Source organism: Bradyrhizobium sp. ARR65 (assembly GCF_000472385.1).
Taxonomy (GTDB): Bacteria; Pseudomonadota; Alphaproteobacteria; order Rhizobiales; family Xanthobacteraceae; genus Bradyrhizobium.
Genome location: NZ_AWZU01000005.1, coordinates 37,513 through 60,090 on the forward strand (window position 1 = coordinate 37,513; position 22,578 = coordinate 60,090).

The following is a 22,578-nucleotide window of genomic DNA, read 5'->3' on the forward strand; positions in this document are numbered from 1 at the left end:
CGTGAAGCTCGACATTGGCGGCAGTGAAACGATCCCGGGTTCGGCCGACGCGCTGTGGGTTGCGCTCAACGATCCGAAAGTGCTGACGCGCTGCATTCCCGGCTGCAAGAGCATGGTCGAGATCGGACCCGACGCCTACAAGGTCGATATGCAGCTCCGCGTCGCTGCCGTCGGCGGTTCGTTCGAAGGCGAGATCTCGCTGTTCGACAAGGAGGCGCCGCGGGCTTGCAGCATCAAGGTCTCCGGTGCCGGGTCACTCGGGCACGGCAACGGCACGGCGCGGTTCGAGATCGAGCCCGATGGTGATCACAGTTGTCGACTGATCTACAAAGGCACCGGCGAGATCGGCGGATTGGTGGCGGGGGTCGGCCAGCGCATTCTATCCAGCGTCTCGAAGCATCTGATCGGGCGGTTCTTCGCGGCGCTGCGCAAGGAGTTCGAAGCGCCGGTCAGCGGAGCGGCGGAGTAAAGACAAAAAAGCGAGCGGGAGGAGTTGCGGTGAAGCCATTGAAGATCGGTCTCGGCTTATTGCTGGCAGCGGCATTGTCGACCTCGGCCGCATCTGCGCAGGAGCTCGCGAAGCTATCGATCGTGATTTTTGGGCAGCCCTCGCTTGGCGCGTTCCTGCCGCCGGTCATCAAGGCCCAGAAGCTCGACGAAAAGAACGGGCTTTCCATCGACTTCCAGGAGCGCACGCCGGACGCCTACACGGCGCAATTCAACTCAGGTGAATTCCAACTCGGCGGCAGCGCCGCGCTCCTGACCGTCGGCCTTGCCGATCTCAGGGGCGTCAAGGTGACCTACCTGTTCAACCTGTTCGATTTCTGGGGAACGGTTGTCACCTCTCGTCCCGAGATCAAGTCGATCAAGGATCTCGAAGGCAAGGATCTCGCCGCGGCGAAGGGCACGACCAACTACGTCATGTTCGACTGGTTCGCGCGTCAGCTCGGCGTGGACACCAGCAAATTCTCCGTGGTCAACACCGCAACCCCGGGCCTCGTCGGCTATGCACTGGCCGACCGCGCCAGTGCCGTCCAGCTTTGGGAGCCGGCTTACACGGCACTGCATGCCAAGAAGCCGGACATCAGGATGCTCGATCTCAAGATCCAGGAGAGCTGGCAGAAGGCGGCCGGCAGCCACAGCATTCCTTATCTCGGCGTTGCCGCGCATGTCGACTGGGCCGAGAAGAACAAGAATCTCATTCCGAAGCTCTACGCCGCCTATAGGGAAGCGGGCCAATGGACGGCCGCGCATCCCGATGAGGCCGCAAAGCTGATCATGCCGAAGGGCACGGATGCGGACCGCAAGGCAATTGCCGATCTCATCCGCGCCAACGAACGTTTGGGCATGAACATCCGCACCGCGGCCGATGTCGGCAAGGAGATCAAGTCGGTTTACGAGGCCGGCAAGTCGATTGCGTTCCTGCCGTCGATACCGTCCGACGCCACGATCTACAATGGGCCGATGCAATGACGATGTTGCAGGAGAGTTCGCCAAGCTGGGGCGTGGTGGCGAGCCGGCGCACCTTGACTCGGGTCCTGCCGTTTCTCGTGGTCGCCGCACTCTGGCAACTCGCCTCGTTGTTCTTTCCGCCGTTCCTGTTTCCTTCGCTCGTCGACGTCTTCAAGCGCTGCTTTGAGATTCTCGTCACCTGGAGCGAGTTCTCCGACGTGCTGGCGACCGTCGGACGGATCCTGGCCGGCCTGGCCGGCGCCTTCGTGATCGGCGCCGCGCTGGCCGTGCTGATGGTCCGCTCGCGCAGTGTAAACGAGTTTCTCTCGCCGATCCTGACCCTGTTCCAGGGCATTCCGGCCCTGTCCTGGGTTGTCTTTGCGATCATCTGGTTCCACGGCATCGAGCCGCGCATCTTCTTCATCATGGTGATGACCACGCTGCCGGCCTTTACGTTTCAGGTGCTGGCCGCGCTGCAGGCGATGTCGCGCGACCTTGTCGAAATGGTCATGAGCTTCCGCCCGACACGGACCAAGCTGTTTCGCGTCATGATCATCCCGGCGATTCTGCCGGACATTCTCACGGCGTGGAAAGTCAATCTCGGCAACGCATCGCGTGTGGTGGTCGTGGCCGAACTGGTCGGCGCCACCGGCGGCGTCGGCTATGAACTCCTCCAGCAGCAACAGGTCTTCGATATGGCCGGCGCGCTGGCCTGGACGCTGCAGCTTGTTTTCTTTGTGTTGATCGCCCAGGGCGTGCTGACGCTGATCGAGAGCGTCGCTTTCCGCTACCGGGCCGTTTCGGAGCGAACGCTGTGAACGCCGCTGCTGTCCCCATCATCAGCCTGCAGGACGTCTCCAAGACCTTCGTGAAGGCCGGCGCGGCCTCCTACGTCGCGGTGGATCGGCTCGATCTGCAGGTCGCCGAGGGCCAGATGCTGGCCTTGCTCGGCAAGACCGGCTGCGGCAAGTCGACGATCTTCAACATGATCGCGGGGCTCACCGAGCCGACCTCCGGCGTCGTGACCGTGAATGGCCGCAATCCGTTCCGCGAGTTCGACTGGTTTCGCGGCCACATGGCCATCGTGTTCCAGAGCGACCGCCTGTTGCCGTGGCGGACCGCGGTGCAGAACGTCGAGCTTGGCCTGGAGATGCTCGACGTTCCCCTGGAAAAGCGCCGTGCGACCGCCATGGCGTGGCTGAGCAAGCTCGGCTTGCGCGGCCACGAAAATGACTATCCGCACGCGCTGTCAGGCGGCATGCGGCAGCGCGTATCGATTGCGCGTGCTTTCGCAACTGACGCCAACATCCTGCTCTGCGACGAGCCGTTCTCCGCGCTGGACGAAATGACGGGCCGCACGCTGCGTGCCGAGTTCGTCAGGCTAGTGAAGGAGAACGGCAAGACGGCGGTGTTCATCACCCATTCCATCAACGAAGCGCTGGAAATCGGCGACCGCATCGTGGTTCTCAAACGGCCGGCAAACATAGCCCTAGATGTGGCGCTTTCGCCGGATACGACGATCGAGCAGAAGGAGACGATCCGTCACCGCATTCAGGGCGTACTGGCGGCTTGAACTCCGCACTGGACAGCCAAGGCGTCTCTCTTATTGCAATAGGCTTCCAACTATCACCGTCACCCTGAGGTGCTCGCCAACGGGTCCGCGCGAAGCGCGGCCCGATGACAGGCTGCGCGAGCCTCGAAGGGCGACGCCCTGGATGGTCGCAGCAGGGCCGTTCATGCTTCGGGGCTCGCTCCGCTCGCGCCTCAGGATGACGGTGGGCGCAGGTGCTCGCTCTAGTAGTCTCCAAAGCGATCTCGATCTAAATCCGCATGTGGGCTTCGATCCGCTCTGTTGCTTGCGCATCGACGCCGCCGCTGTCGACGATCTCTCCCCGCTTGAAAACCAGGTAGCGGCCGGCGATGCCGAGCGCGAAGGGCAGATGCTGTTCGATCACCACCATCGATGTGCCCATGTCCCGGCTGAACCGTGTCAGCACGTCGGCGAGGCGGTCCACCAGCGAGGGCTGCAGGCCCTCGGTGACCTCGTCCAGCAGCAAGACTTGGGGCCGCGCCATCAGCGCGCGGGCGACGATCAGCATCTTCTGCTCGCCACCGGAGAGCGTACCGGCGCGTTGCTGCAGGCGCCGCGTCAATACCGGAAACCATTGACCCACGTGGTCCAGCGCCGCCTTGAAATCCCGGTCCGACAGCAGGCCAAGCCGCAGATTGTCGCGGATCGTCAGGTCCTGGAATAGCGCATGTTCCTGCGGCACATAGACGAGGCCCAGCCGTCGTTTGAGATGCGGCGGCATATGCGTGACGTCTTTGCCGGCGAATTTGACGCTGCCGCGCCAGGCGGGGAGCAAACCCAGCACGGTCTTCAGCAGCGAGGTCTTGCCCATGCCGTTCTTGCCGACCACGGCAAGCACTTCCGATTTCGCCAGTGTGAAGCTGACCTCGGTGATCACCTCTGACGTACCATAGCCGCTCGAAAGACTCTCGACCTGGAGTGCGCTGGTCATGACACGGCCTCGGAGGCGGCCGCCTGTTGGCCGGTATAGATCTCGCGGACGAGGGCGCTGTTCACGATGTCATGGACCGATCCGTCCAAGGCGATCTTGCCCTGGTGCAGCACGATGATGCGCGAGGAGATTTCGCGAACGAAGTCGAGGTCGTGCTCGACCAGCAGGATGCAGAGCCGGTCGCGCGAAGCCAGTGCGGTCAGGATATCCGCAAAGGCCTGGCGCTCGGCGCGGGTCAGGCCGGCGGTCGGCTCGTCCAGCAGCAAGACCTCGGGTTCGAGCGAGAGCACCATGGCGAGCTCGAGTGCCTGCTTCAGCCCGTGGCTGAGATTGCGGGCTTCCTCGCCGAGCCGATCCGCGAGTCCGGACCGCTCGACCACGGAGATCGCGGCAGCCGGCAGTTCGAGAACCGTTGATGTCGTGATCAGTGAGGGCCGGGCGCGATGCGTGCGGGCAACCCGCAGGCACTCGGCGACCGTGAGCGTCTCGAAAACCGAGGCGGCCTGAAATTTGCGGCCAAGGCCAAACTGCACAACGCGGTCCGGCGGCAGCCGGTCGATTGAATGCCCGGCGATCGCAACGAATCCCGTTGAGCGCTCGCGCCCGTCGGACAGGCAGCGGATCAGCGTCGTCTTGCCGGCCCCGTTCGGTCCGACGAGACTCAAGAGCTCGGCGCGCCGGGCCGCAAACTGCACGCCGTCCAGCACCGACAGGCTTCCGAAGTGCTTGCCAAGGCCGCGGACCTCGATCGCGACCGCATTCTCTTCGGCGTTGGCGGCTGCTTTCGCGACTGGACGCAGGCGCGTCGTTGGGCCCCTTTGCTTCTTCTGAACGCCACGCATCAGCCGCTTGACAATGCCGACGAGGCCGTCGGGGAAGGCGAGGATGACGGCAATCAGTGCGATGCCTATGATCAGCTCCCACACATAGGGCAAGCTGCCGGAGAGGTAGGCGCTCGCGACCTCGATGCTGAGCGCGCCGACAATGGCGCCAATGATGGTGCCGCGGCCGCCGAGCGCGACCATGATGATCAATCGGGTTCCGAAGGTGAAGCTGGCATTCTCGGGCGCGGCGACGCCGCCAAACGCCGCGTAGCCGAAGCCGGCCAGCGCGGCGACGATCGCCGTGACCACGAGCACGACGATGCGGTAACGCGACGTATTGATGCCAAGATAGGTGCAGCGTTCGTCATTATCGCGCAGCGCCTTGAGCACGCGGCCGCTGTCGCTCCGCGTTGCAATCAGCGCCACGACGGCGACAGCGGCAAGACACAGCCCTGCCAAACGGAACCAGTTCTCGAATTCCAGATCGAACGTCTCGAATCCCACCAGGCCGCTGGATGATCCGGTGAAGGTGCCGCCCGAATAGAGCACCTGCACGAGCACGATGGGCACGACCAGCGACACGATGGAGGCATAAAGCGGCGTCGAGCCCGGATAGAAGGAGAGCCATCCGGTAACGGTCGCGACCGCCGCTGCGGCTATCACGGCCGTCGCGAGGGCAAGGAGGATCTGCCACGATCCGAAGCCGTATTCGGTGAAGATGATCGCCAGCGCGTAAACGCCGATGCCGAAAAAGGCCGACTGACCGAATGTCAGCGTACCACAATAGCCCCACACGATATCGACGGTGATCGCGGCGATCGCCACGAAGAACGCGCGGATCAGAATATTGATCATGTATGTATCGAGCAGCAGAGGCGCGAGCGTGATACCCGCGGCGACGAGAATGGCGAGGAGCACCGCCGACCATCGTCTCGAAACGCCGAACTGTGTCGCTGCGGCCGGGCTGAGCGGGCGGGCATCAGGCACGAGCAAAGCCCTCCGGACGGATGCGAAGCACGATGGCCGCGCAAATGGCGATCGTCAGTCCGCCAAGAATTGGATTGACGAAGGTCGAGACGATCACCTGAAGGCCGCCAAGCAAGATGCAGGAGACGGCAAGCGTCAAGAGCGAGCCGCCGGAGACCATCACCAGCATGAAGGCGCTCACCAGCCAGGGAACACCCATGTTCGGATCGACGCTCGAAAGCGGGGTGATCAGCGCGCCCGACAGCGCGGCCAGCCCGCTTCCGATCGCGAAGGTGATGAGACGTACGCGCGAGCTGTCAACGCCTAAGCCTTGCGCGAGCATTTCGTTCATGATGACCGCGCGCGTGGAGAGGCCGAGGCGTGTTCCATTCAGAAGCATCGTAAACACCACCGCGACGATGACGGCAGCGGCGATCAGGACGATGCGATAGGCCGAATAGTCGATCCCGAACAGATCGACCGTGCCGGTGATCGGCGCTTGCACGAATTGCACCTCGCGTCCGAATATCAAGGTGATCAATTGTCCGATCACGGTGCCGAGTCCCCAGGTCGCGAGAATGGCATCCAATGGACGCTGATAGAGCCGGCGCACGATGGTCGCTTCCGTCAGCGCGCCGCAAAGGGCGCCGGTGGCGAAGGCCAGCGGCACGACCAGCACCCAGGGCAGTCCAAGCTGCGAGCCGACCAGCGCGGCATAGGCGCCGACGGTCACGAACGCGGCATGGGCGAAATTGATGATCTTCATCACCCCGAACACGATCAGAAGCCCGGACGAGATGATGAAGAGGAGAGCCGCCGTGGTGACGGCATCAAGGGTAACGGTCAACATGCTCCCTCCGCAGGGACGAGCGCGAAACGGAGCTTCGTCCGTTCCGCGCGCTTCGTCACCTTACGATTTCGGCGGGCACTGCGCGCCGGGATCGACATTCGGGAAGCTCTGGATGACCTTCACCCTGCCGTCCGCCTGCACCTGGCCCAAATACATCGTGAGCGGCGCATGGCGCTGCTTGTTCATGCGGATGGTGCCGCGCGGTCCGTCAACGGACACGTCTGATAGCGCCGCCAGCACCTTCTGGGCATCGGTCCCTCCGGCCTTCTCCACTGCGGCCTTGTAGGCATAGACCGCCTCATATTCCGGGACGGACAGGTCGTTCGGGGTCTTGAGGTCGGCGCCGAACTTCTTGCTCATCGCCGCGAGGAAGGTCTTGTTGGCTGGGCTGTCGATGCCGGTCACGTAGGACGCCGATATGTAGATGTCCGCCGCGTCAGCCCCCATACTCTTGGCGGTGCCTTCGTCGACGGCGAGATTGCCGTAGGGCAGCGAGATGCCGGCGGCGCGGAGCTGCTTGGTGAGCGTCACATTCGGCGCGCCGCCGGCCGTCGAAGTGATGATGGCGTCCGCGCCCGACGCCTTCAGCTTGGAGATGATCGGCGTCCAATCGGAGCCGTCCATCGGAAGATATTCCTCGCCGACGATCTTGCCGCCGGTCTTTTCGACATAGGATTTGGTGAAGGACAGCATGCCTCGGCCGAAGGCATAGTCGGAGCCGATCAGGAAGTAGTTCTTGGCCTTCTTCTCCCTGTTGAAGTAGTCGACGATCGGCGGCACCTGTTGCTCGGGCACCCATGCGTTGACGTAGAGATACGGGCTGCACGACTTTCCCTCGTAGAACGAGGTATAAATAAAGGGCGTCTTGCCGCGGGCGACGATCGGCAGGCCCGCATTACGCGCCGCGCTTGTCTCCATCGAGATCAGCACATTCACCTTCTTCTGGAAGACCAGCGCATCGAACGCCTTTTGCGCGCCGGCCGCACCCGAACCGTCGTCGGCAACTTCAAGCGCGAGCGGCCGGCCGAGCACACCGCCCTTGGCATTGATCTCCTCGACCGCGAGCTCCGCGGACTGCACGACAGACGGCGCAACGACCGAGTTTGCCCCGGAGAGGCCGACCGGTACCCCGATCTTGATCGGATCGGCCGCCATGGCCGGGATGATCGCCGCGGTGAGGGCAGCAGATGCCAGAAAGAAACGTGAAATCATCGAATATCCTCCATCCTGTTTGCCAATTCTCACGTGCTTCAGTACCAACCGCGCTTGATGTGGCTGCCCAGCATCTCGTCGTAGAGATCGGAGCGGCGGTCGCGCAGAACCTGATTGAATGCGTTCCAATTGCGGGCGCGCCGGGCTTCGCCGAGCGCAACCTCGGCGAGCAAAAGCTCCTCCCTGTCGCGGCTTGCCGGCCCCGCAACCGGCCAGCCGGTGTAGTTGACGATCAGACTCTGGCCTTCGAAAGGCTGGCCGCGCTCCGTCCCCACCCGGTCGGCGCAGGCGATGTAGATCGAGTTCGAATGCGCCGCGGCCATCGCAAGAATGTTCGCCATCGCCTCGCGGCCTTTCGCCTGGCCCGGGATAGGCACCCAATTGGTCGGCACGCAGACGATATCCGCACCCTGCAATGCTGCAAGGCGATAGGTCTCGGGAAACCAACCGTCGTAACAGATCGCGATCCCGATGCGACCGATGGCGGTGTGAAAGACCGGAAAGCCGAGATCACCCGGCTCGAAATACAGATTCTCCTCGTTCCAGAGATGAACCTTGCGGAATGTGCCGATGTAACCATCCGGCCCGATCAGCACGGCACTGTTGAACAGCTTGGCACCGTCGCGCTCGCAGATGCCGGCGACGAGATGCAGCCTATGCTTGGCCGCGATCTCGCTCCACGCCTTGACCGTTGGTCCAGCCGGGACCGGCTCCGACGCGGCAAACGCTTCCTCGCGCGACTTGAAGACGTAGCCGCTGTTGCAGAGCTCCGGCAGCACCACCAGCTTGGCGCCGAGCGCGGCCGCGCGATTGATCAGCTCGATGCTGTGCGCGACGTTCGCTTCGACCTCGCCGATGGCCGGCTGCATCTGGATGCAGGCAATCTTGACCTTCGTTTCGTCCGTCGTCGTCGAACCAGCTGAATCCATTACCCTCCGCTCCTTTTGCATCGCGCAAAACAAAAAGCCCCCGAATGCGCCGAATGACGCATCTCGAGGGCTACACAGCCTGATTTCAAAATGGCCGACCGGCCATGCTGGCGGGCGACAATTGCCGCGCTCCGGGCAAGTAATTCTCAATATGCAGTTTAAGTCAACGACCAAGCCTGCAAAAAATTGAGGCTGTTATTGCTTAACCGGTGAGCTGGAGCGGGCCTGCGCGGGCGCGCCGAGAACGCCGAGCCCACCAAGCGTCTCCTGCGCATTGATGATCGAGGCGGCGATCTCCGCCATGGTCAGTCGCTTCTGTGTCGCCTGCTGGCGGATCAGCTCGTACGCCTCGAACTCACTGATCTGCTTGAGGCCGACGAGGATCTTGACCGCCTTGTCGACATCGCGGCGCGCTTTCAGCGTTTCCTCGAGTTTCTGGACCTTGCCCTCGAGCCGCCGCGTATAGCCGCGGAGCGATCGCGCAAGCACCAGCGAAGAGAGAATGCCGAACGAGCGGATCGGCTTGTTGACGACGCCATGGGCGTTGCTGTCGAGCAGGCGCTTCAAGATTGTTGGGTTTTCATAGTCGACGATCGCAACGAGGGTCAGCGGATGGTCGTTCGAACTGGTGGGGAAGACCGTGTCCTCGGAGCTGTCGACCATTTGGAATACGGTATCGATGTCATGCGGTATGGTTGCCGGCGGCGGCCACACGCCGCGCACATTGCATCCGATGCGCTTGAGCTGGTCGATCAGGGCCTCGCTTTCGGCGTCGCGGGGGTGAATGACCAGAACGCGCGCGCCCCGGAGATCTTCGATCAGACGGCGGACGCCCGGTTTCATACGACCGCTTCCTCGGGCAGCCAGCGCCCGCCGATGGGAGAAACCGAGAGATAGGGATCCGGCTTGATCGGACCCTTGCCTTCCCAGACGACATCGAACGCGCCATCGGCACGCGCGCGGCCGATGCGCGGTGTCAGCCATAGATGATTATTGTCCGGATCGATCTGGATGGGCCCTTCCGGCGCATCCAGGCTCAGCCCCAGCGCAGCATCCACGAGCCGCTGGGTATCGAGGCTGCCGGCCTGAGCGAGCGCCATCGCAAACAGCTTGACCTGCGCATAAGCGCCGGCGCTCCACATGCTGACCGGCTTGTCCTTTCCGTACGCGTTGGCAAAGGCGGCCTTGAATCGGTTGCTGCTCTCACGCTGCAGCGAACCGAAGTAACTTGCTGCGGTGAGGTGGCCTGCACAGAGCTCCGGTCCGATCTCGCGCAGCTCACCCTCCGCCATGGTCAGGCTTGCGATCGGCAGGTGAGCGGGATCGAAACCCTTTTCGGCATAGAGTCGATAGAAGCGCCGTGCCGTGCGACCCACGATGGTCGAGAACACGACATCGGGCGCGCGCATGCGGATCATGTCGAGTGCACGTGTAAGCTCGGTATCGCTGGCCTCCATGGCGACATACTGCTCGCCTGCGACCTGTCCGGCGTAGGACTCGACCAGATCGCGCATGATCCGATTGGATTCGCGCGGGTAAATGTAGTCGGAACCGATCAGGTAAACGCGCGGTCCGCACTTACGGACGATGTACTCGGCGAGAGGGAAGCTGTTTTGATTGGGGCAGGCGCCCGTGTAGATGACATTCGGCGAATACTCGAATCCCTCGTAGAGCGAAGGATACCACAACAGCCCGTTGCGCCGCTCGATCGCCGGAAGGATGGCCTTGCGTTCGGCCGATGTCGAGCAGCCGAAGATGACGGAGGCGCCATCCTCTGTCAGCAGACGATCGGCCAGCTTGCGGAAGGCTTCCGGATTGGACGCAGGATCGTACGCGACGACCTCGATCTCGCGTCCGAGAATGCCGCCCGCTTTGTTGATCTCCTCGATCGCGAGCGCGGTTCCGAAGAAGTGTTCGGATTCCGTAACCGCCATTAATCCGCTGCGCGAAAACAGCACGCCGACACGCCACACGTCCCGGTCGGACTGTTTTGCGCGCGGCGCTGTCTTAGTCATCGATCCGTCTCCGGCAGCATCGAGCGCTGCAAAGGTCTGCATTCCAGAGCAGTATTGCGGTTCGCCGGGGTATTGGCAACTTTCGGATTTGGGCTCGACGAAAGGGCGAGCGCTTGGCAAGCGGCGAGGGTTGATTGGTCGTTGCTCGTTCGCTCGCCTAAGACCTTAAGGTTTCCTCAAGCCTGTCCGGGCTATGGCTTTGTGGCGTGCGTCTGTCGCAAGGGCGCGCGCAGAAGGACCTCCGGCATGGCCATGCGCATTGCTGCTCCAACGATTCCGCCTGGCCACAGCACGGTTCCAGCGTCGCTCCTCAATGCGTGCTTTGTGTTCTCCGTGGTCATCGTGTCGTTCTTCCCGGCGGCGTATTTTGCGGGAGGCTGGATCTACGATGCCAACGGGCTCGGAATTCCAACCGATTTCGTCAATGTCTGGGCGGCGGGCCGGCTGGTGCTGGAAGGCCATCCGGCTCTGGCCTACGATTGGGACGTGCAGAAGCACGTTGAACTGGCGCTGTTGAAGCAGGATTTTCCCGGCTATTTCGCCTGGCATTATCCGCCGCCCTTTTTGTTCGTCGCAGCGCTGCTGGCGCATCTCCCTTATTCCGCCGCTTTCATTGGCTGGGTCTCGGTCAGCCTCATTGCCTATCTCGCGGTGATGCGCGCCATCATCGGCCGTCCCTTCGGTCTCCTGCTCGCGCTCGCGTTGCCGATGGTGCTGAGCAATGCACTGGTCGGTCAGAACGGCTTTCTCACGGCGGCGCTGATCGGCGGCACGCTTTATTTGCTGCCCACGCGGCCCATGCTGTCTGGTGTGTGCCTGGGGCTCTTAACTTACAAGCCGCAATATGGCTTGCTGTTTCCGATCGTGCTGATTGCAGCCGCGCAATGGCGCGTGTTTTTCAGTGCCGCCGTCACCGCCGTTGCGCTCGCCTTCGTCTCCTGGCTCGCGTTCGGCACGGAAAGCTGGCAGGCTTTCTTTCATTGGATGCCGATGTTCTCGCAAGCCTTCCTCAGCGAAGGCAAGGCTCCCTGGTGGAAGCTGCAAAGCCTGTTCTCGCTGGTGCGCTATTTCGGTGGCAGCGAGCCGCTTGCCTGGACCTTCCAATGGATTTTGACGGCCGCCGTTGCGGTCACGCTGGCAACAATCTGGCGCAGTTCGGTGCGCTATTCATTGAAAGCGGCCGCTCTCGCCGTCGGCGCGCTGCTCACAACGCCCTATCTCTTCATGTACGACATGGTGGTGCTGGCGATCCCTGTTGCCTGGCTGGTCCGCCTTGGGCTTGCGCACGGCTTTCGCGCTTACGAATTGTCAGCGCTGGCCGTTGCCATGGCGTTCGTGGTGATCTTCATCTTCTCCGGCCTGCCGCTTGGCTTTGCCGCCAATGCGATTGTAGGCACTCTCGTCCTGCGGCGCGCAGGTCCGTGGTGGCGGCAGGCACAGCAAACACAGTTTACCGCGCCGGCCACCGCCTGAGCTGGCCATCTTTACGGTTAGGAGACGGTGGCAAAAGCCTGAGACTGCCCGTCGCCGACTCCCGCCAGGCAATATTGAGCCCTGGTTAACGAAGCCGTGCAGTCCGTACCCGTCAGACGGGCCACAATAACCCTTGTCAGTCGGTCTGAATAGTTGTTCACTTCTTCAAGGCGATTTGCATCCAAATCGCCCCAGAGCCTTGAAACAGTGAAGGCGTGTTCGGCCGCCGGGCCGCGTGCGCCAGGGTAGGGGAAACGCGCCATGGTGTATCGGCGAACCCATCAGGTGGTGAAGCGGCTTGCTGCCCGGCGCAGCGCCATTCTGGCGGCGGCGCGGGAGACGGCTGCGGAAGCCGGCATGGCGGCGGTCCAGATCGCCCCGGTTGCGGTTCGCGCCAATGTCGCGGCCGGCACAGTCTATCGCTATTTTCCTTCCAAGGCCGATTTGATTTCGGAGCTGATCGCCGACGTCTCGCGCGACGAGCTTGCCGCGATCCGCCGCGCGGCCGATGCCGCGCCCGGACCGTCCTCGGCGCTGGCGGCGGCGGTGTCCACCGTTGCTCTGCATGTGCTCTCGCAGCGCAAGCTCGCCTGGGGAATCCTGGCCGAGCCGGTCGACGTGGATGTGACCGCCTCGCGGCTCGCCAGCCGTCGCGAGATCACAAGCGAAATCGCGAGCCGGATCGATGCCGCCGTGCGCGCCGGACATCTACCGGCACAGGACACCCAGCTCGCCGCGACCGCATTGCTCGGCGCGTTGCACGAAGCGTTGGTCGGGCCGCTGGCGCCGGACAATCTCGATGATCCCGCAAAGCTGCGCGATACCGTGCAGAGCGTTACCCTGCTCGCCTTGCGCGCGGTCGGCGTGATGGATGCGCGCGCCCGCGGTCTCGTGGTGCAGGCGGTGCTCCCGGCCAAGACGCTGATTGGCGCCTGAGCGCAACCGCTCGCAGCGGCCACATCGGGAAAGAATCCCTTAAGGGAGGATTTACGCCTGTTGAGCCATTTTCGGATGGCTCTGGGATCGCTGCCTGCCTGCGATCGGTCCGATGCGGAAAACGCTTGATCCATGACCATCGCGCGCAAACATCTTGTGACGCCCGCCGTGATCCTCGGCGCACTGCTCGCAGGCGCGCTCTACACCTATTTTGCGGGTGAAGACATCAATTGGGACTGGCGAAATTACCATGAGTACGGCGCTTATGCGCTGTTGAACGGACGCTTCGATCTCGACGTTGCGCCGGGCGGCTTTCAGACCTTCCTCAATCCGCTCGCCTATGTGCCGCCTTATCTCCTGCGCCACTTTGTCGGCGCGCCGTACTGGGGCTTGTTGCTCGGCGCCATTCACGGACTGAATCTGGCGCTGATCTACTGGGTCTCGCGCGGCGTCTTGGGACATGCCGCGAGCGCTCTCGCGCTGGTCGCCTCTCTCGTCATTGCCGCCTTCGGACCGATGACGCTGTCCGAAGTCGGCACGAGCTTCGCCGATGTCCTGACGGCGCTGCTGATCATCGCCGGCGTTGGTCTGATCCTGTCCGACGGCGAACGGCAGCAAACACGCCTCATCGCCGCCGGTCTCCTGATCGGCGCGGCCGTCGGGTTGAAGCTGACGAACATGATCTTCGTGATCGGTGCCGGCGTTTCTCTTTTACTCCTTGCGCGTCCTTTGCCGGCGATGTTGGCGTACGGCGTCGGCAGCGCCGCAGGTGCGCTCGCCACCGGCGGCATCTGGGCCTACAAGTTGTGGGCGGAGTTCGGCAGTCCCGTCTTTCCCTTTTACAACGCGATCTTTGGCTCTCCGGAAGCGCCGGCAGAGTCGATCGTCGATGTGCGCTTCATGCCGCACGACCTCATGGATGCGCTCGCCTATCCCTTTTACTGGCTGATCGGAGATCATCGCTCCTCGGAATGGGCATTTCGCGACCCTCGCTTTGCGGTCGTGATCATCTTGCACGCGCTCGCGATCGGCGTCGGCTTCTTCCGCAAGGTCGAGGTATTAAGGCCGAGGGACAAGCAGTTCCTGCTGCTGTTCTGGGTCAGCTACGTGCTGTGGCTGCGGGCGTTTTCGATCCATCGTTACGCGATCGCGCTTGAACTCCTGACCGCGCCCTTGATTGTGCTGCTGCTGTCGCGCCTTGTGGAGGCGCTTCAGCCGGTGGTCGTCAAGTCGAGCTTGTCGCGCGTGACGGACGGCGTCACCGCAGTCGTCGCATTGGCGATCACGATCTGGTCGCAGCCTGCCGATTGGTCGCGTCGTCCCTGGTCCGATCCTTACCGACCGCAACTCGCCGGCGCGTTGTTGACGCCGGCAACCTACCTGATGCTGCAAAAACCGCTGGGCTATATCGTGCCGGTGTTGCCGACCGGTTCGCGAGTCTACCAACTCTCCGACATCGTCATGCCGATTGTGCCGGACGGATCGCTGGACCACCGTATTCGGGCAGGGCTGGCGCATCCGCTGCCCGGCGGCGTATGGGCGCTGCACCTGAAGGGCAGCGCGGCGCGGGTGGATTTGCTTGACCCTTACGATCTCGAGGTCGATGCGGCCCGCACCTGCGAATACATCCCTGGTGCGGATGGGGTCGATATCGAAGCCTGTCCGCTGGCGCGAGGTTCAAAATCTTCGTCGACCGCGGCCGTACCTTCCGATTATTGGCGCCGCCGCAGATTGATCGAGCGCTCGGCCGGCGCGGACCGAGCGAGCTTCCGCTCAGATATCGGCGTCGCCGCTGGGGCCGACCGAGGCGATGCGCACCATGTTGGTGGTGCCGGGAATGCCGAGCGGCACGCCGGCGACGATGATCACGCGCTGGCCGGCGCGGACGAAGCCGTCGCGAAAGGCGATCGAGCCGGCGCGGTCGACCATGTCGTCCTGGTCGCGCGCATCTTCGGCGACCACGCAGTGCACGCCCCACACCACCGACAATTTGCGACCGGTCGCGATGTTCGGTGTAATGGCGACGATGGGCGGCTTGGGCCGCTCGCGAGCCACGCGGATCGCGGTCGAACCGGAAGAGGTCCAGCAGATGAGCGCGGGCAGATCGAGCGTCTCGGCGATCACGCGCGCCGCATCGGCGATGGCATCGCCCGCGGTCGCCTCCGGGTCGGGCCGCTGCGCGGTGACCACCGAGCGGTAAGTGGGATCGCGCTCCACCTCCTCGCCGATGCGGTTCATCGTCGACACCGCTTCGACCGGATATTTGCCGGCCGCCGATTCCGCCGACAGCATGATCGCGTCTGCGCCTTCATAGACAGCAGTCGCAACGTCGGACACCTCGGCCCGTGTCGGCACCGGTGCCTGGATCATCGATTCCAGCATCTGGGTCGCGATCACCACGGGCTTGCCCGCGCGCCGCGCCATGCGGATCATCTGCTTCTGCAGGCTTGGTACCCGCTCCAGCGGCAATTCGACGCCGAGATCGCCGCGGGCCACCATCAACGCATCGGATGCCTCGATGATATCGGAAAGGCGGTCGATCGCCTGCGGCTTCTCGATCTTCGCCATCACCGCGGCGCGGCCGCGGATCATCTTTTTTGCTTCGATCACGTCTTCAGCGCGTTGCACGAAGGAGAGCGCAATCCAGTCGATCCCGGTGCTCAGCGCCGCATCCAGGTCGGCACGATCCTTCGGCGTCATCGCCGAGACCGGAAGATCGGTGTCCGGCAGACTCACGCCCTTGCGGTCGGACATCTTGCCGCCGATCACGACGCGGGTGATTGCGCGCTCGGGCGAGGTCTCTTCCGCAATCAGGCGCACCTTGCCGTCATCGAGCAGCAGCGCGTGTCCGGGCCTGAGTGCTGCGAGAATTTCCGGATGCGGCAGATGCACGCGCGTGTTGTCGCCGGGCGCCTTGTCGGAATCCAGCACAAAGCTCTGCCCGTTCTGCAACTGGACCGAACCTTCGGCGAACGAGCCGAGCCTCAGCTTCGGCCCCTGCAGATCGACCAGAATGCCGATCGGGCGGCCGTAGCTTGATTCGACATTGCGGATGGTCGCCACCAGTTCGCGCATCTTGTCATGCGGCGTGTGGCTCATATTGATGCGGAAGATGTCGGCGCCAGCCTCGAACAGACGGCGGATCATCGCGCTGTCCGAAGATGCCGGCCCCAACGTCGCGAGGATCTTGATACGGCGCAGTCGCCTCATGGCTTGCTTCCGGGCGCTGCGGCTGGCGGCAGGCCAGACGCGCCCGGAGCAGGCGCCGCACCCGGCGAATTGGGCAGGCCCGGAACGTTGCCGCCGGGTCCTACCGGTCCCGGCAGACCCGGTACCCGCGGCTGCGCCGGCTGCTCATTGGCATCGGTTAGCTGCACGGTCCAGGCGCGCTGTTCGCCGGTATCCACCTCGAAAAACCCGGTGCGATCGAAGCCGCGGGCGAGGCAATTCTCGGTGCCCTTGATGGTGAACTCCTTGTCGCGGGAGCACATAAAGGCCTGCCCCGACCACTCGCCGCCGCGGTCGTAGTCGAGAGCGTAAATGTAATAGTAGCGCGCCACCAATGCCCCCTTCAGCAAGGTCTCGCAGCTGCGCGACGAGATGTTCCACCAGCCCTCGGTGGTCCATCCTTCGGCATCCTTGTAGCCGAGCGCGATCCCGACCCGGCTGGAGGTGTTGTTACAGAGACGAAAATCGGCCGCCGCCTTTCCGCTCCACAGGCAAAGAATAGCCAGGATCAAGGCCAAGCCGATGCCCTTGCGACGCAACATCGACCGACGTGGGGGAGAACTTTCTGGGATCATTTGCGCGAAGCGAGATAGTTCCTCTAGCGGATTTCGCGTAGCCGGGAGGCGACTGTCAACGGCGTTTTTTTACGGGACCGGATGTGGGATTTGCTACCACCCTGCCTGTTTGCGTTGCGATATGGCAAAATCTATGACGGGGTCCACATAATACCAGGAATCTGCAACGGCGGGATAACGATCATGGCCATTGACGACAAAACCAGAACGGAGCTCGAAGCCGCCGCTTTCCGGCGCCTCCTCGAGCATCTGCGCAACCGGACCGACGTCCAGAACATCGATTTGATGAACCTGGCAGGCTTCTGCCGCAACTGCCTGTCCAATTGGTTAAAGGAGGAAGCCGATGCGCGCGGCCTCCCCATGAGCAAGGACGAAAGCCGCGAGGCCGTTTACGGCATGCCCTACGAGATATGGAAGGAGAAGTATCAGACGCCCGCGAGCGCGCAGCAGCTCGAGGCGATGAAGAAGACCCATGCGGGCCATTGAGTAGCTTCTGCACTAGCGCCGTCATGGCCGGATATATCAGGCCATGACGAGAAGGCAGGCCGCAGACCCCGGGCACTCGCTCGAGCCGATTCGCAAAGGCGGCGTACCGCTTTCGTCGGCTCAAAAGCAACTCATTAATTTTCTTACAGCACAAAAAATCTCCGCGCCAACAAGGTGTGGGCCGCGCTGTGGATGAGCGCGATGCTGCCTTGACCCCAGCGACTTGAAATTCAAGTGTCATTTGTGAGAAGCGCGCGAGCAATGGCGCGCAAAGCATGTATGCAGTTCCATTGAGGAGTAGCAGATGGCCACCTCCGCCGCCGTCAAGGAAGAAGAAGCGCCCGCGACACGATTTGCCAAGGAGCAGCTCAAGGCCATCATCGAGCGGATCGAGCGCCTGGAGGAGGAGAAAAAGGCGATCTCGGACGACATCCGCGATGTCTATGCCGAAGGCAAGGGCAACGGCTTTGACGTCAAGGCGCTGCGCGCCATCGTTCGCCTGCGTAAGCAGGATCCCAACGAACGCCAGGAGCAGGAGACGATCCTGGAGACCTATATGCAGGCGCTAGGGATGCTCTGAGGGCACCCTCCCGGCGAGTGCCGTCGTGCCGGCCAAGCGAGAGAAACGGGCACAGAGCCGAGACCCATAACCACATGGAGACGTTGTAGCTGACGCTGCACCCACGACGGCGTCTAACAATCACGTTCTGTGGTTATGAGTCCTGACTTTCGCCGGGACGGCTCGGCATATCTGTAAGCGGTGAAGCTCACTGCAGCGACGCGGTGTGCAGCATGAACGAAGTGGTGTCGAGCTTCGGGGTTGCTGATCCCGTGAAATGGTCGCAAGCCATTCCCATCATCGGATCGTCGGTGAAGCCCATATTGATGGTAATCTGCGGCTTCACGAAGAAGGCGCGCATCAGCGTCAAATCGGTGTCGCCCAGCACCGTCACCGACAGCGAGCCGCCGACGCTCGGCGTCAGCATGACAATGCGCAGCCAGGCGCTGTCGGTAGTGGCCGCGGCAATTCGCGCGGAGTTGGTGATCGGGCCGCTCGCACCTTGTGCGCCCTTGGACGCCACCGTGCCGGCGCCGGTTGCTGGGGCCGAGTTGCGGGCGAGCAGCAACGGACGCGCGCTGCGCGGCATCGGCGCCGAGGCAGCGGCGATGTTGTCGCGATCGACCGGGGAGGAGGGGCGCGGCATGTAGGCGAGCGCCTGATAGGCGGCGGGAACGGCCGCGGTGGCTTGCGGATCGGCGGAATCGAGCGCTTGACGGCCGCTGATCGCCGCGACCGCCTGAGCCGGCGTCGCCCGCTGTGGCGTCGCAGCATCGTCCCAGAATCCACGGGCATTGATGATGTCGGCCGGCGTCTGGGGCTTCGCCTCGGCCTTGTCGTCTGCGGCCTTGTCGTCTGCAGCTTGCGGCTTCGGCTTGGCAGCTTGCGCGATCTGCGCATCGGCCGCGGCAAACTGAAGCGTGGCGGCGATTGGCGGCCTGGCCCGTGGCGTGGGCACGGGCTCGGCGGGCTTCGCTGCGGCAACGATAGTTGCGGCCGGCTTGTCGTTCACGACAGGCGCGGTTGCGGCCTCATCGTCCTCCTCGCTCGACTTGCTTCCGAACAAAGCGGCGAACAAGGAGGGCTTAGCGACCGTTGCGGCATCGTCGCCGCTGCCGCGTCTCTCGATCTCTGCCTTGGCGAGTTCATAGCCTTTCAGCGGAACGCCATCGGAGGGAATGTGCACCGTGCGGCCGTCCGGAAACACCTTGACGAGCTGGTCATGGGTCATCCGCGGCCAGTGGCGGATGTTGCCGGTATCGAGGTGAACGAATGGCGAGCCTGAGGTCGGATAGAAGCCGACGCCGCCGCGTTGCAGCCTAAGACCCGCATAGCGGATCTGTTCAAGCGGCACGCCGGGAATGTAGAAGTCCATCGCATGCCCCAGCATGTGCTGGGAGAAGCGGGCCACGCCGGAATGCGCGGAGCGGCGGCGGAGCATGGCGTTGGTGGCTGGGCTGCGGTAGGCGGAGACGATCTGGATCGGCTGTTTGCCGTCGACGTCGCGATAGACTTCCCAGATGATATCGAAGAGGTGGCGGTCCATCACGATCTGGTCCTGGGTGCGCCAGTCGCGCAGAAAGTGATTGAGCTGTTTCAGCGCGTCTTCGTCATAGCGCCCGTCGCGCTTGAAAGTGACGGTGAGATCTTCGCCGGAATGGGTGTGATGGAAAGACAGCGTGCGGGTCTCGTTCAACGCACTTGCGTCGTGAACCGATCCCGCCCCGATCAGGAGCAATAGTGAAGCCAAGCCGAGCTGGCATCCGGCCTTCTGCAGGGACAGCATGTTGAATTGGCGTGCGAGACCCGTCAGCACGTATGAGCCCACCCACTCGACCCGCGTTCAGTGGACTCTTCCGCTAACCCCGTGGGCGAAAGAGAATGAACGCTTTTTCTAAAGCGGGATGGTTAACCAACCTCTATCATCCCGCCCCCAAGTTAGCTTTAACCTAACCGGTCGAGTGTGGCGAAAAAGAGCCGCCGCTGGAGAAGGGCCAAGAATGGTTAACGTTAGGCGATCCAGCTTCGCGCCGAGATCGTTGATTCTGCAGGGATAAAATCGACTCTAGGGCTGAAACGGCCGCCTGGTCGGGCGGCCGCTATCGCGTCTCTTGGCTTCAGCGGGTGAAGAAGCCCCGCGGCTGCATCTGCGCTGGCCGGCGGCCGATCGGAGCCGGCGGCGTCGGCGGGCCGCCGAACAGTCGCTCGAAGAAGTTGGGCCCCGACGACCAGCTGTTGTCGCTCGCATAGTTGACGCGGGAGGGCAGGGTGCTGCCCGGCGGACGCGTATAGGTCGGCTGCGCATGCGCAACGACAGCCTCGAGGTCCTTGCCGCGCGTGTTCTTGAGCATCGCGATCATGGTGGCGTCGCGGCCGTAGATGTCCTTGCGGAATTGCAGCTTGCCGGCGTCGTCGACGAAGGCCGTCTGGTAGGTGATGTTAACCGGGATCGGGGTGGGGAATTTCAGGTCGATCTCGTCATGACCGTACATCGCACGGATCTTCTCCGGCGTGTAATGCTCGTTGGGCATTGTGATGTTGAGCAGGATCGAGGCGTATTGATCCGGATACTGCACGCGCATGCAGCCATGGCTAAAGGCGCGCTCGCTCTTCTCGAACAGGTACTTGTCCGGCGTGTCGTGCTGATAGACCAGGAATTTGTTCGGGAAGTTGAAGCGGATGCGGCCGAGCGCGTTGCCGTCGCCAGGCGGCTGCGAAATGTGCGGCGAGCCGTCGCGATTGTACTCCAGCCGCAATCCCATCCGCTCCAGCACGGTCGGATCCTGCTGCAGCGCCGGCAGATATTCGTTGTAGACGATCGACGGCGGCACGTTCCAGGTCGGGTTGACCGTGATGTACTTCATCGTCTCCGTCAGCAGCGGCGTCGCGTGAATGCCCGGCTTTCCCGTCACGACCCGCGTGGTCCAGACCGTCTTGCCATTCTGCATCACCTTCAGCGTGTAATCGGGAATGTTGAGGATGACATAGGCATCGCCAAGCGAAGGCGCGCCCAAGTCGCGCGGCAGCCAGCGCCAGCGCTCCATGTTGGCGATCACGGTGTCGATCTGCTTGTCGCGCTTGGGGCTGTTCAGCGCCTTCACGGTGGCGGCATCGAGAATGCCGGTTTCCTTCAGCTCGGCGCTCTCCTGGAATCGGCGCACGGCTTCGGCGACCTTGGCGTCGTAATGCGTATCGTCGGGATTTTCGACGCCGAGTTTCGCGCGCAATTGCGGGACACGCGGGTCCTCCATCACCGCCTCGGGCTGCTTCTTGCGCGCAGGCGTGTATTTCAGCGTCGGACCTTCGGCGATCTCGATCGCGGGGCCGCTACCTACACCGCGCAGTTCGGCGAGCTTGGCCTTCAGCTCCTTGTAGAGCTTCTGCGGTGGGTTGTAGCTGTCCAGCGCCGCGGATGCATCCTTTGCCGTGGTGACGTGGCTCAGCACCTCGTTCGGATCGGTCGGATGCTCCGGATAGGAAATATCGCCGCTGACCTGCGACCAGTGCATGCGGCCGCTCTGCGCCTGGCGCGCATAATCGAGCATGCTGGCGGTCAGCTTCAACTCGGCTTCCGCAAGCGCATCCGGCGTGGTCGCGGCGGTGAAATCCGGAACAGGATAATCGCCGGGATTAAGTCCGTCGGATGCGGCATCCTTCAGGCGTGCGATCACGCCCTTGGCGGTGTCGGTCAGATTGCCCGCTTGCGTCCAGACCGGCGCATAGTCGCGCGCGCCGTAAAACTTCTCCACCGCGGTGCGTTCAGCCTTGCGGTCGAAATAGCGCAGCGACTTGGCCGCGAGCATGTCCTTCAGCTTGTCGGCCACGGGTTGATCGGCCGCAGGCACATTGCTTGCGGCCTTGGCGGGCTCGGAGGTCGGCGCGACCGAGGCCGCCGGAGCGGGCGCCGTCGGCGGCGTAGCGGACGCTGCGGCAGGGATGGCGGGGGCAGCGGTTGGCGCAGTCGCCGTATCGGCCTTCGCAGCCTCGTCCTTCTTGGGCTCGACGGGCGGTGTCGTCGCAACATCGGCGGGCTTGGGTTCGGTTGTATCCGCAGGCTTGGCCGCTTCGGTCGTCGGCTTTGCGGCCTCCGTTACGGCTTTGGCCGCGGCGTCCGCCTTGCCCGGTTCAGGGACCGAGGCCGTGGTGTCCATCTTGAAATCGTTGACGGTCGGGGGCGGGACGTTGGCCGGCTCGGGGCGCGGGATTGCCGCCTCGATCGCCAATTCTGCGGCGCTGCTGCGCTGCGGATCGCTCTGCGCCATTGCCGAAGTTGCGGACACCGCGAGGAAGCTTGCCGCGACAGCCATCAGCACGCGGTCAAATCCGCCACGGTTATTCAGACAATTTCGCATTTCACGTCCCTTTGGATGAACTGTCCCGGCAATCGGACAGTTCCGGTTATCGTCCCGTCAGCTTCCGCTAAAAGCGCCGGCCGTGAGATCTTCGCACGCCTGCACGCAACGATTCATACGCAGACGATACATAGGCCCCACTTGTGCGGCCAAGGCCGCACGGAGCCACTCACGACAAACTGACTTCAAGGAAAGCCCT

The 22,578-nt window shown here is 63.1% G+C and carries 20 protein-coding genes; 8 read left to right on the plus strand and 12 right to left on the minus strand.

Annotated features, from left to right (window positions below):
• The first annotated feature begins 1 nt into the window (after window position 1).
• Genes F758_RS0107990 through F758_RS0108005 form a run of 4 tightly spaced genes read left to right on the plus strand, consistent with a single transcriptional unit; the run spans window position 2 to window position 3,025 of the window.
• Window positions 2-469, plus strand: a complete 468-nt coding sequence (locus tag F758_RS0107990; protein WP_024507371.1) for an SRPBCC family protein — start codon at window positions 2-4, stop codon at window positions 467-469.
• Window positions 470-498: 29 nt separating this feature from the next.
• Window positions 499-1,473 carry an ABC transporter substrate-binding protein gene (locus F758_RS0107995; protein WP_024507372.1) on the plus strand — a complete coding sequence of 325 codons (975 nt, stop codon included), beginning with the start codon at window positions 499-501 and terminating at the stop codon, window positions 1,471-1,473.
• Complete coding sequence (locus F758_RS0108000) at window positions 1,470-2,270, plus strand: ABC transporter permease (RefSeq protein ID WP_024507373.1); 801 nt, start codon at window positions 1,470-1,472, stop codon at window positions 2,268-2,270. The genes F758_RS0107995 and F758_RS0108000 overlap by 4 nt, the downstream gene beginning before the upstream one ends.
• A complete protein-coding gene (locus F758_RS0108005) occupies window positions 2,267-3,025 on the plus strand; it encodes an ABC transporter ATP-binding protein (RefSeq protein WP_035721312.1) in 759 nt (252 codons plus the stop codon). The genes F758_RS0108000 and F758_RS0108005 overlap by 4 nt, the downstream gene beginning before the upstream one ends.
• A gap of 247 nt (window positions 3,026-3,272) precedes the next feature.
• On the opposite strand, the gene F758_RS0108010 is transcribed toward F758_RS0108005, so the two are convergent.
• From F758_RS0108010 to F758_RS0108040, 7 genes are all read right to left on the minus strand, one after another.
• A complete protein-coding gene (locus F758_RS0108010) occupies window positions 3,273-3,974 on the minus strand; it encodes a branched-chain amino acid ABC transporter ATP-binding protein (RefSeq protein ID WP_024507375.1) in 702 nt (233 codons plus the stop codon).
• Entirely contained in the window at window positions 3,971-5,785 is a 1,815-nt protein-coding gene (locus F758_RS0108015; protein ID WP_024507376.1) for a branched-chain amino acid ABC transporter ATP-binding protein/permease, read from the minus strand. Before F758_RS0108015 ends, F758_RS0108010 begins: the two co-directional genes overlap by 4 nt.
• Window positions 5,778-6,614 carry a branched-chain amino acid ABC transporter permease gene (locus F758_RS0108020; protein ID WP_035721315.1) on the minus strand — a complete coding sequence of 279 codons (837 nt, stop codon included), beginning with the start codon at window positions 6,612-6,614 and terminating at the stop codon, window positions 5,778-5,780. The genes F758_RS0108015 and F758_RS0108020 overlap by 8 nt, the downstream gene beginning before the upstream one ends.
• 60 nt (window positions 6,615-6,674) lie before the next feature.
• Window positions 6,675-7,826, minus strand: coding sequence for a substrate-binding protein (locus tag F758_RS0108025; RefSeq protein ID WP_024507378.1), 1,152 nt, complete (start codon window positions 7,824-7,826; stop codon window positions 6,675-6,677).
• A gap of 38 nt (window positions 7,827-7,864) precedes the next feature.
• A complete protein-coding gene (locus F758_RS0108030) occupies window positions 7,865-8,755 on the minus strand; it encodes a nitrilase family protein (RefSeq protein WP_084305165.1) in 891 nt (296 codons plus the stop codon).
• A 195-nt stretch (window positions 8,756-8,950) separates the two neighbouring features.
• The gene (locus tag F758_RS0108035; protein ID WP_024507380.1) at window positions 8,951-9,598 is read right to left on the minus strand and encodes an ANTAR domain-containing response regulator; all 648 of its coding nucleotides are present in this window, start codon (window positions 9,596-9,598) and stop codon (window positions 8,951-8,953) included.
• On the minus strand, window positions 9,595-10,770 hold the full coding sequence (locus tag F758_RS0108040) for a transporter substrate-binding domain-containing protein (protein WP_024507381.1): 1,176 nt from the start codon (window positions 10,768-10,770) through the stop codon (window positions 9,595-9,597). The genes F758_RS0108035 and F758_RS0108040 overlap by 4 nt, the downstream gene beginning before the upstream one ends.
• A gap of 246 nt (window positions 10,771-11,016) precedes the next feature.
• Here F758_RS0108040 and F758_RS0108045 point away from each other — a divergent pair, with 246 nt between their 5' ends.
• Both F758_RS0108045 and F758_RS0108050 read left to right on the plus strand, forming a co-directional pair.
• Window positions 11,017-12,243, plus strand: coding sequence for a glycosyltransferase family 87 protein (locus tag F758_RS0108045; RefSeq protein ID WP_024507382.1), 1,227 nt, complete (start codon window positions 11,017-11,019; stop codon window positions 12,241-12,243).
• A 261-nt stretch (window positions 12,244-12,504) separates the two neighbouring features.
• Window positions 12,505-13,179 (plus strand): TetR/AcrR family transcriptional regulator, encoded by a 675-nt coding sequence (locus F758_RS0108050; RefSeq protein ID WP_024507383.1) that lies wholly within the window; start codon window positions 12,505-12,507, stop codon window positions 13,177-13,179.
• A gap of 51 nt (window positions 13,180-13,230) precedes the next feature.
• Here the strand turns inward: F758_RS0108050 and F758_RS52985 are convergent, their stop codons facing one another.
• The 3 genes from F758_RS52985 to F758_RS0108060 all read right to left on the minus strand — a co-directional run bounded on the left by F758_RS52985 (window position 13,231) and on the right by F758_RS0108060 (window position 16,982).
• Complete coding sequence (locus F758_RS52985) at window positions 13,231-13,797, minus strand: hypothetical protein (protein WP_349542412.1); 567 nt, start codon at window positions 13,795-13,797, stop codon at window positions 13,231-13,233.
• A 1,155-nt stretch (window positions 13,798-14,952) separates the two neighbouring features.
• Window positions 14,953-16,389, minus strand: coding sequence for a pyruvate kinase (gene pyk, locus F758_RS47410; RefSeq protein ID WP_084305186.1), 1,437 nt, complete (start codon window positions 16,387-16,389; stop codon window positions 14,953-14,955).
• Window positions 16,386-16,982, minus strand: coding sequence for a DUF1036 domain-containing protein (locus F758_RS0108060; RefSeq protein WP_024507385.1), 597 nt, complete (start codon window positions 16,980-16,982; stop codon window positions 16,386-16,388). Before F758_RS0108060 ends, pyk begins: the two co-directional genes overlap by 4 nt.
• 183 nt (window positions 16,983-17,165) lie before the next feature.
• Between F758_RS0108060 and F758_RS0108065 the strand changes: the two genes are divergently transcribed.
• Together F758_RS0108065 and F758_RS0108070 are read left to right on the plus strand one after the other, a co-directional pair.
• Complete coding sequence (locus F758_RS0108065; protein ID WP_024507386.1) at window positions 17,166-17,468, plus strand: DUF1244 domain-containing protein; 303 nt, start codon at window positions 17,166-17,168, stop codon at window positions 17,466-17,468.
• A gap of 304 nt (window positions 17,469-17,772) precedes the next feature.
• Window positions 17,773-18,048, plus strand: a complete 276-nt coding sequence (locus tag F758_RS0108070; protein ID WP_024507387.1) for a DUF2312 domain-containing protein — start codon at window positions 17,773-17,775, stop codon at window positions 18,046-18,048.
• Between the two features lie 187 nt (window positions 18,049-18,235).
• Here F758_RS0108070 and F758_RS0108075 read toward each other — a convergent pair whose 3' ends face one another.
• Together F758_RS0108075 and F758_RS0108080 are read right to left on the minus strand one after the other, a co-directional pair.
• Window positions 18,236-19,843, minus strand: coding sequence for a peptidoglycan L,D-endopeptidase MepK (locus tag F758_RS0108075; protein WP_035721318.1), 1,608 nt, complete (start codon window positions 19,841-19,843; stop codon window positions 18,236-18,238).
• A 301-nt stretch (window positions 19,844-20,144) separates the two neighbouring features.
• Window positions 20,145-22,379, minus strand: coding sequence for a L,D-transpeptidase family protein (locus F758_RS0108080; protein WP_024507389.1), 2,235 nt, complete (start codon window positions 22,377-22,379; stop codon window positions 20,145-20,147).
• Window positions 22,380-22,578: the final 199 nt, after the last annotated feature.

Coding starts and splice junctions, on each gene's coding strand:
- F758_RS0108000 (WP_024507373.1), top strand. CDS start 1,470: ATGACGATGTTGCAGGAGAGTTCGCCAAGCTGGGGCGTGGTGGCGAGC.
- F758_RS0108010 (WP_024507375.1), bottom strand. CDS start 3,974: ATGACCAGCGCACTCCAGGTCGAGAGTCTTTCGAGCGGCTATGGTACG.
- F758_RS0108020 (WP_035721315.1), bottom strand. CDS start 6,614: ATGTTGACCGTTACCCTTGATGCCGTCACCACGGCGGCTCTCCTCTTC.
- F758_RS0108025 (WP_024507378.1), bottom strand. CDS start 7,826: ATGATTTCACGTTTCTTTCTGGCATCTGCTGCCCTCACCGCGGCGATC.
- F758_RS0108030 (WP_084305165.1), bottom strand. CDS start 8,755: ATGGATTCAGCTGGTTCGACGACGACGGACGAAACGAAGGTCAAGATT.
- F758_RS0108035 (WP_024507380.1), bottom strand. CDS start 9,598: ATGAAACCGGGCGTCCGCCGTCTGATCGAAGATCTCCGGGGCGCGCGC.
- F758_RS0108040 (WP_024507381.1), bottom strand. CDS start 10,770: ATGACTAAGACAGCGCCGCGCGCAAAACAGTCCGACCGGGACGTGTGG.
- F758_RS0108045 (WP_024507382.1), top strand. CDS start 11,017: ATGGCCATGCGCATTGCTGCTCCAACGATTCCGCCTGGCCACAGCACG.
- F758_RS0108050 (WP_024507383.1), top strand. CDS start 12,505: ATGGTGTATCGGCGAACCCATCAGGTGGTGAAGCGGCTTGCTGCCCGG.
- pyk (WP_084305186.1), bottom strand. CDS start 16,389: ATGAGGCGACTGCGCCGTATCAAGATCCTCGCGACGTTGGGGCCGGCA.
- F758_RS0108060 (WP_024507385.1), bottom strand. CDS start 16,982: ATGATCCCAGAAAGTTCTCCCCCACGTCGGTCGATGTTGCGTCGCAAG.
- F758_RS0108065 (WP_024507386.1), top strand. CDS start 17,166: ATGGCCATTGACGACAAAACCAGAACGGAGCTCGAAGCCGCCGCTTTC.
- F758_RS0108070 (WP_024507387.1), top strand. CDS start 17,773: ATGGCCACCTCCGCCGCCGTCAAGGAAGAAGAAGCGCCCGCGACACGA.
- F758_RS0108080 (WP_024507389.1), bottom strand. CDS start 22,379: ATGCGAAATTGTCTGAATAACCGTGGCGGATTTGACCGCGTGCTGATG.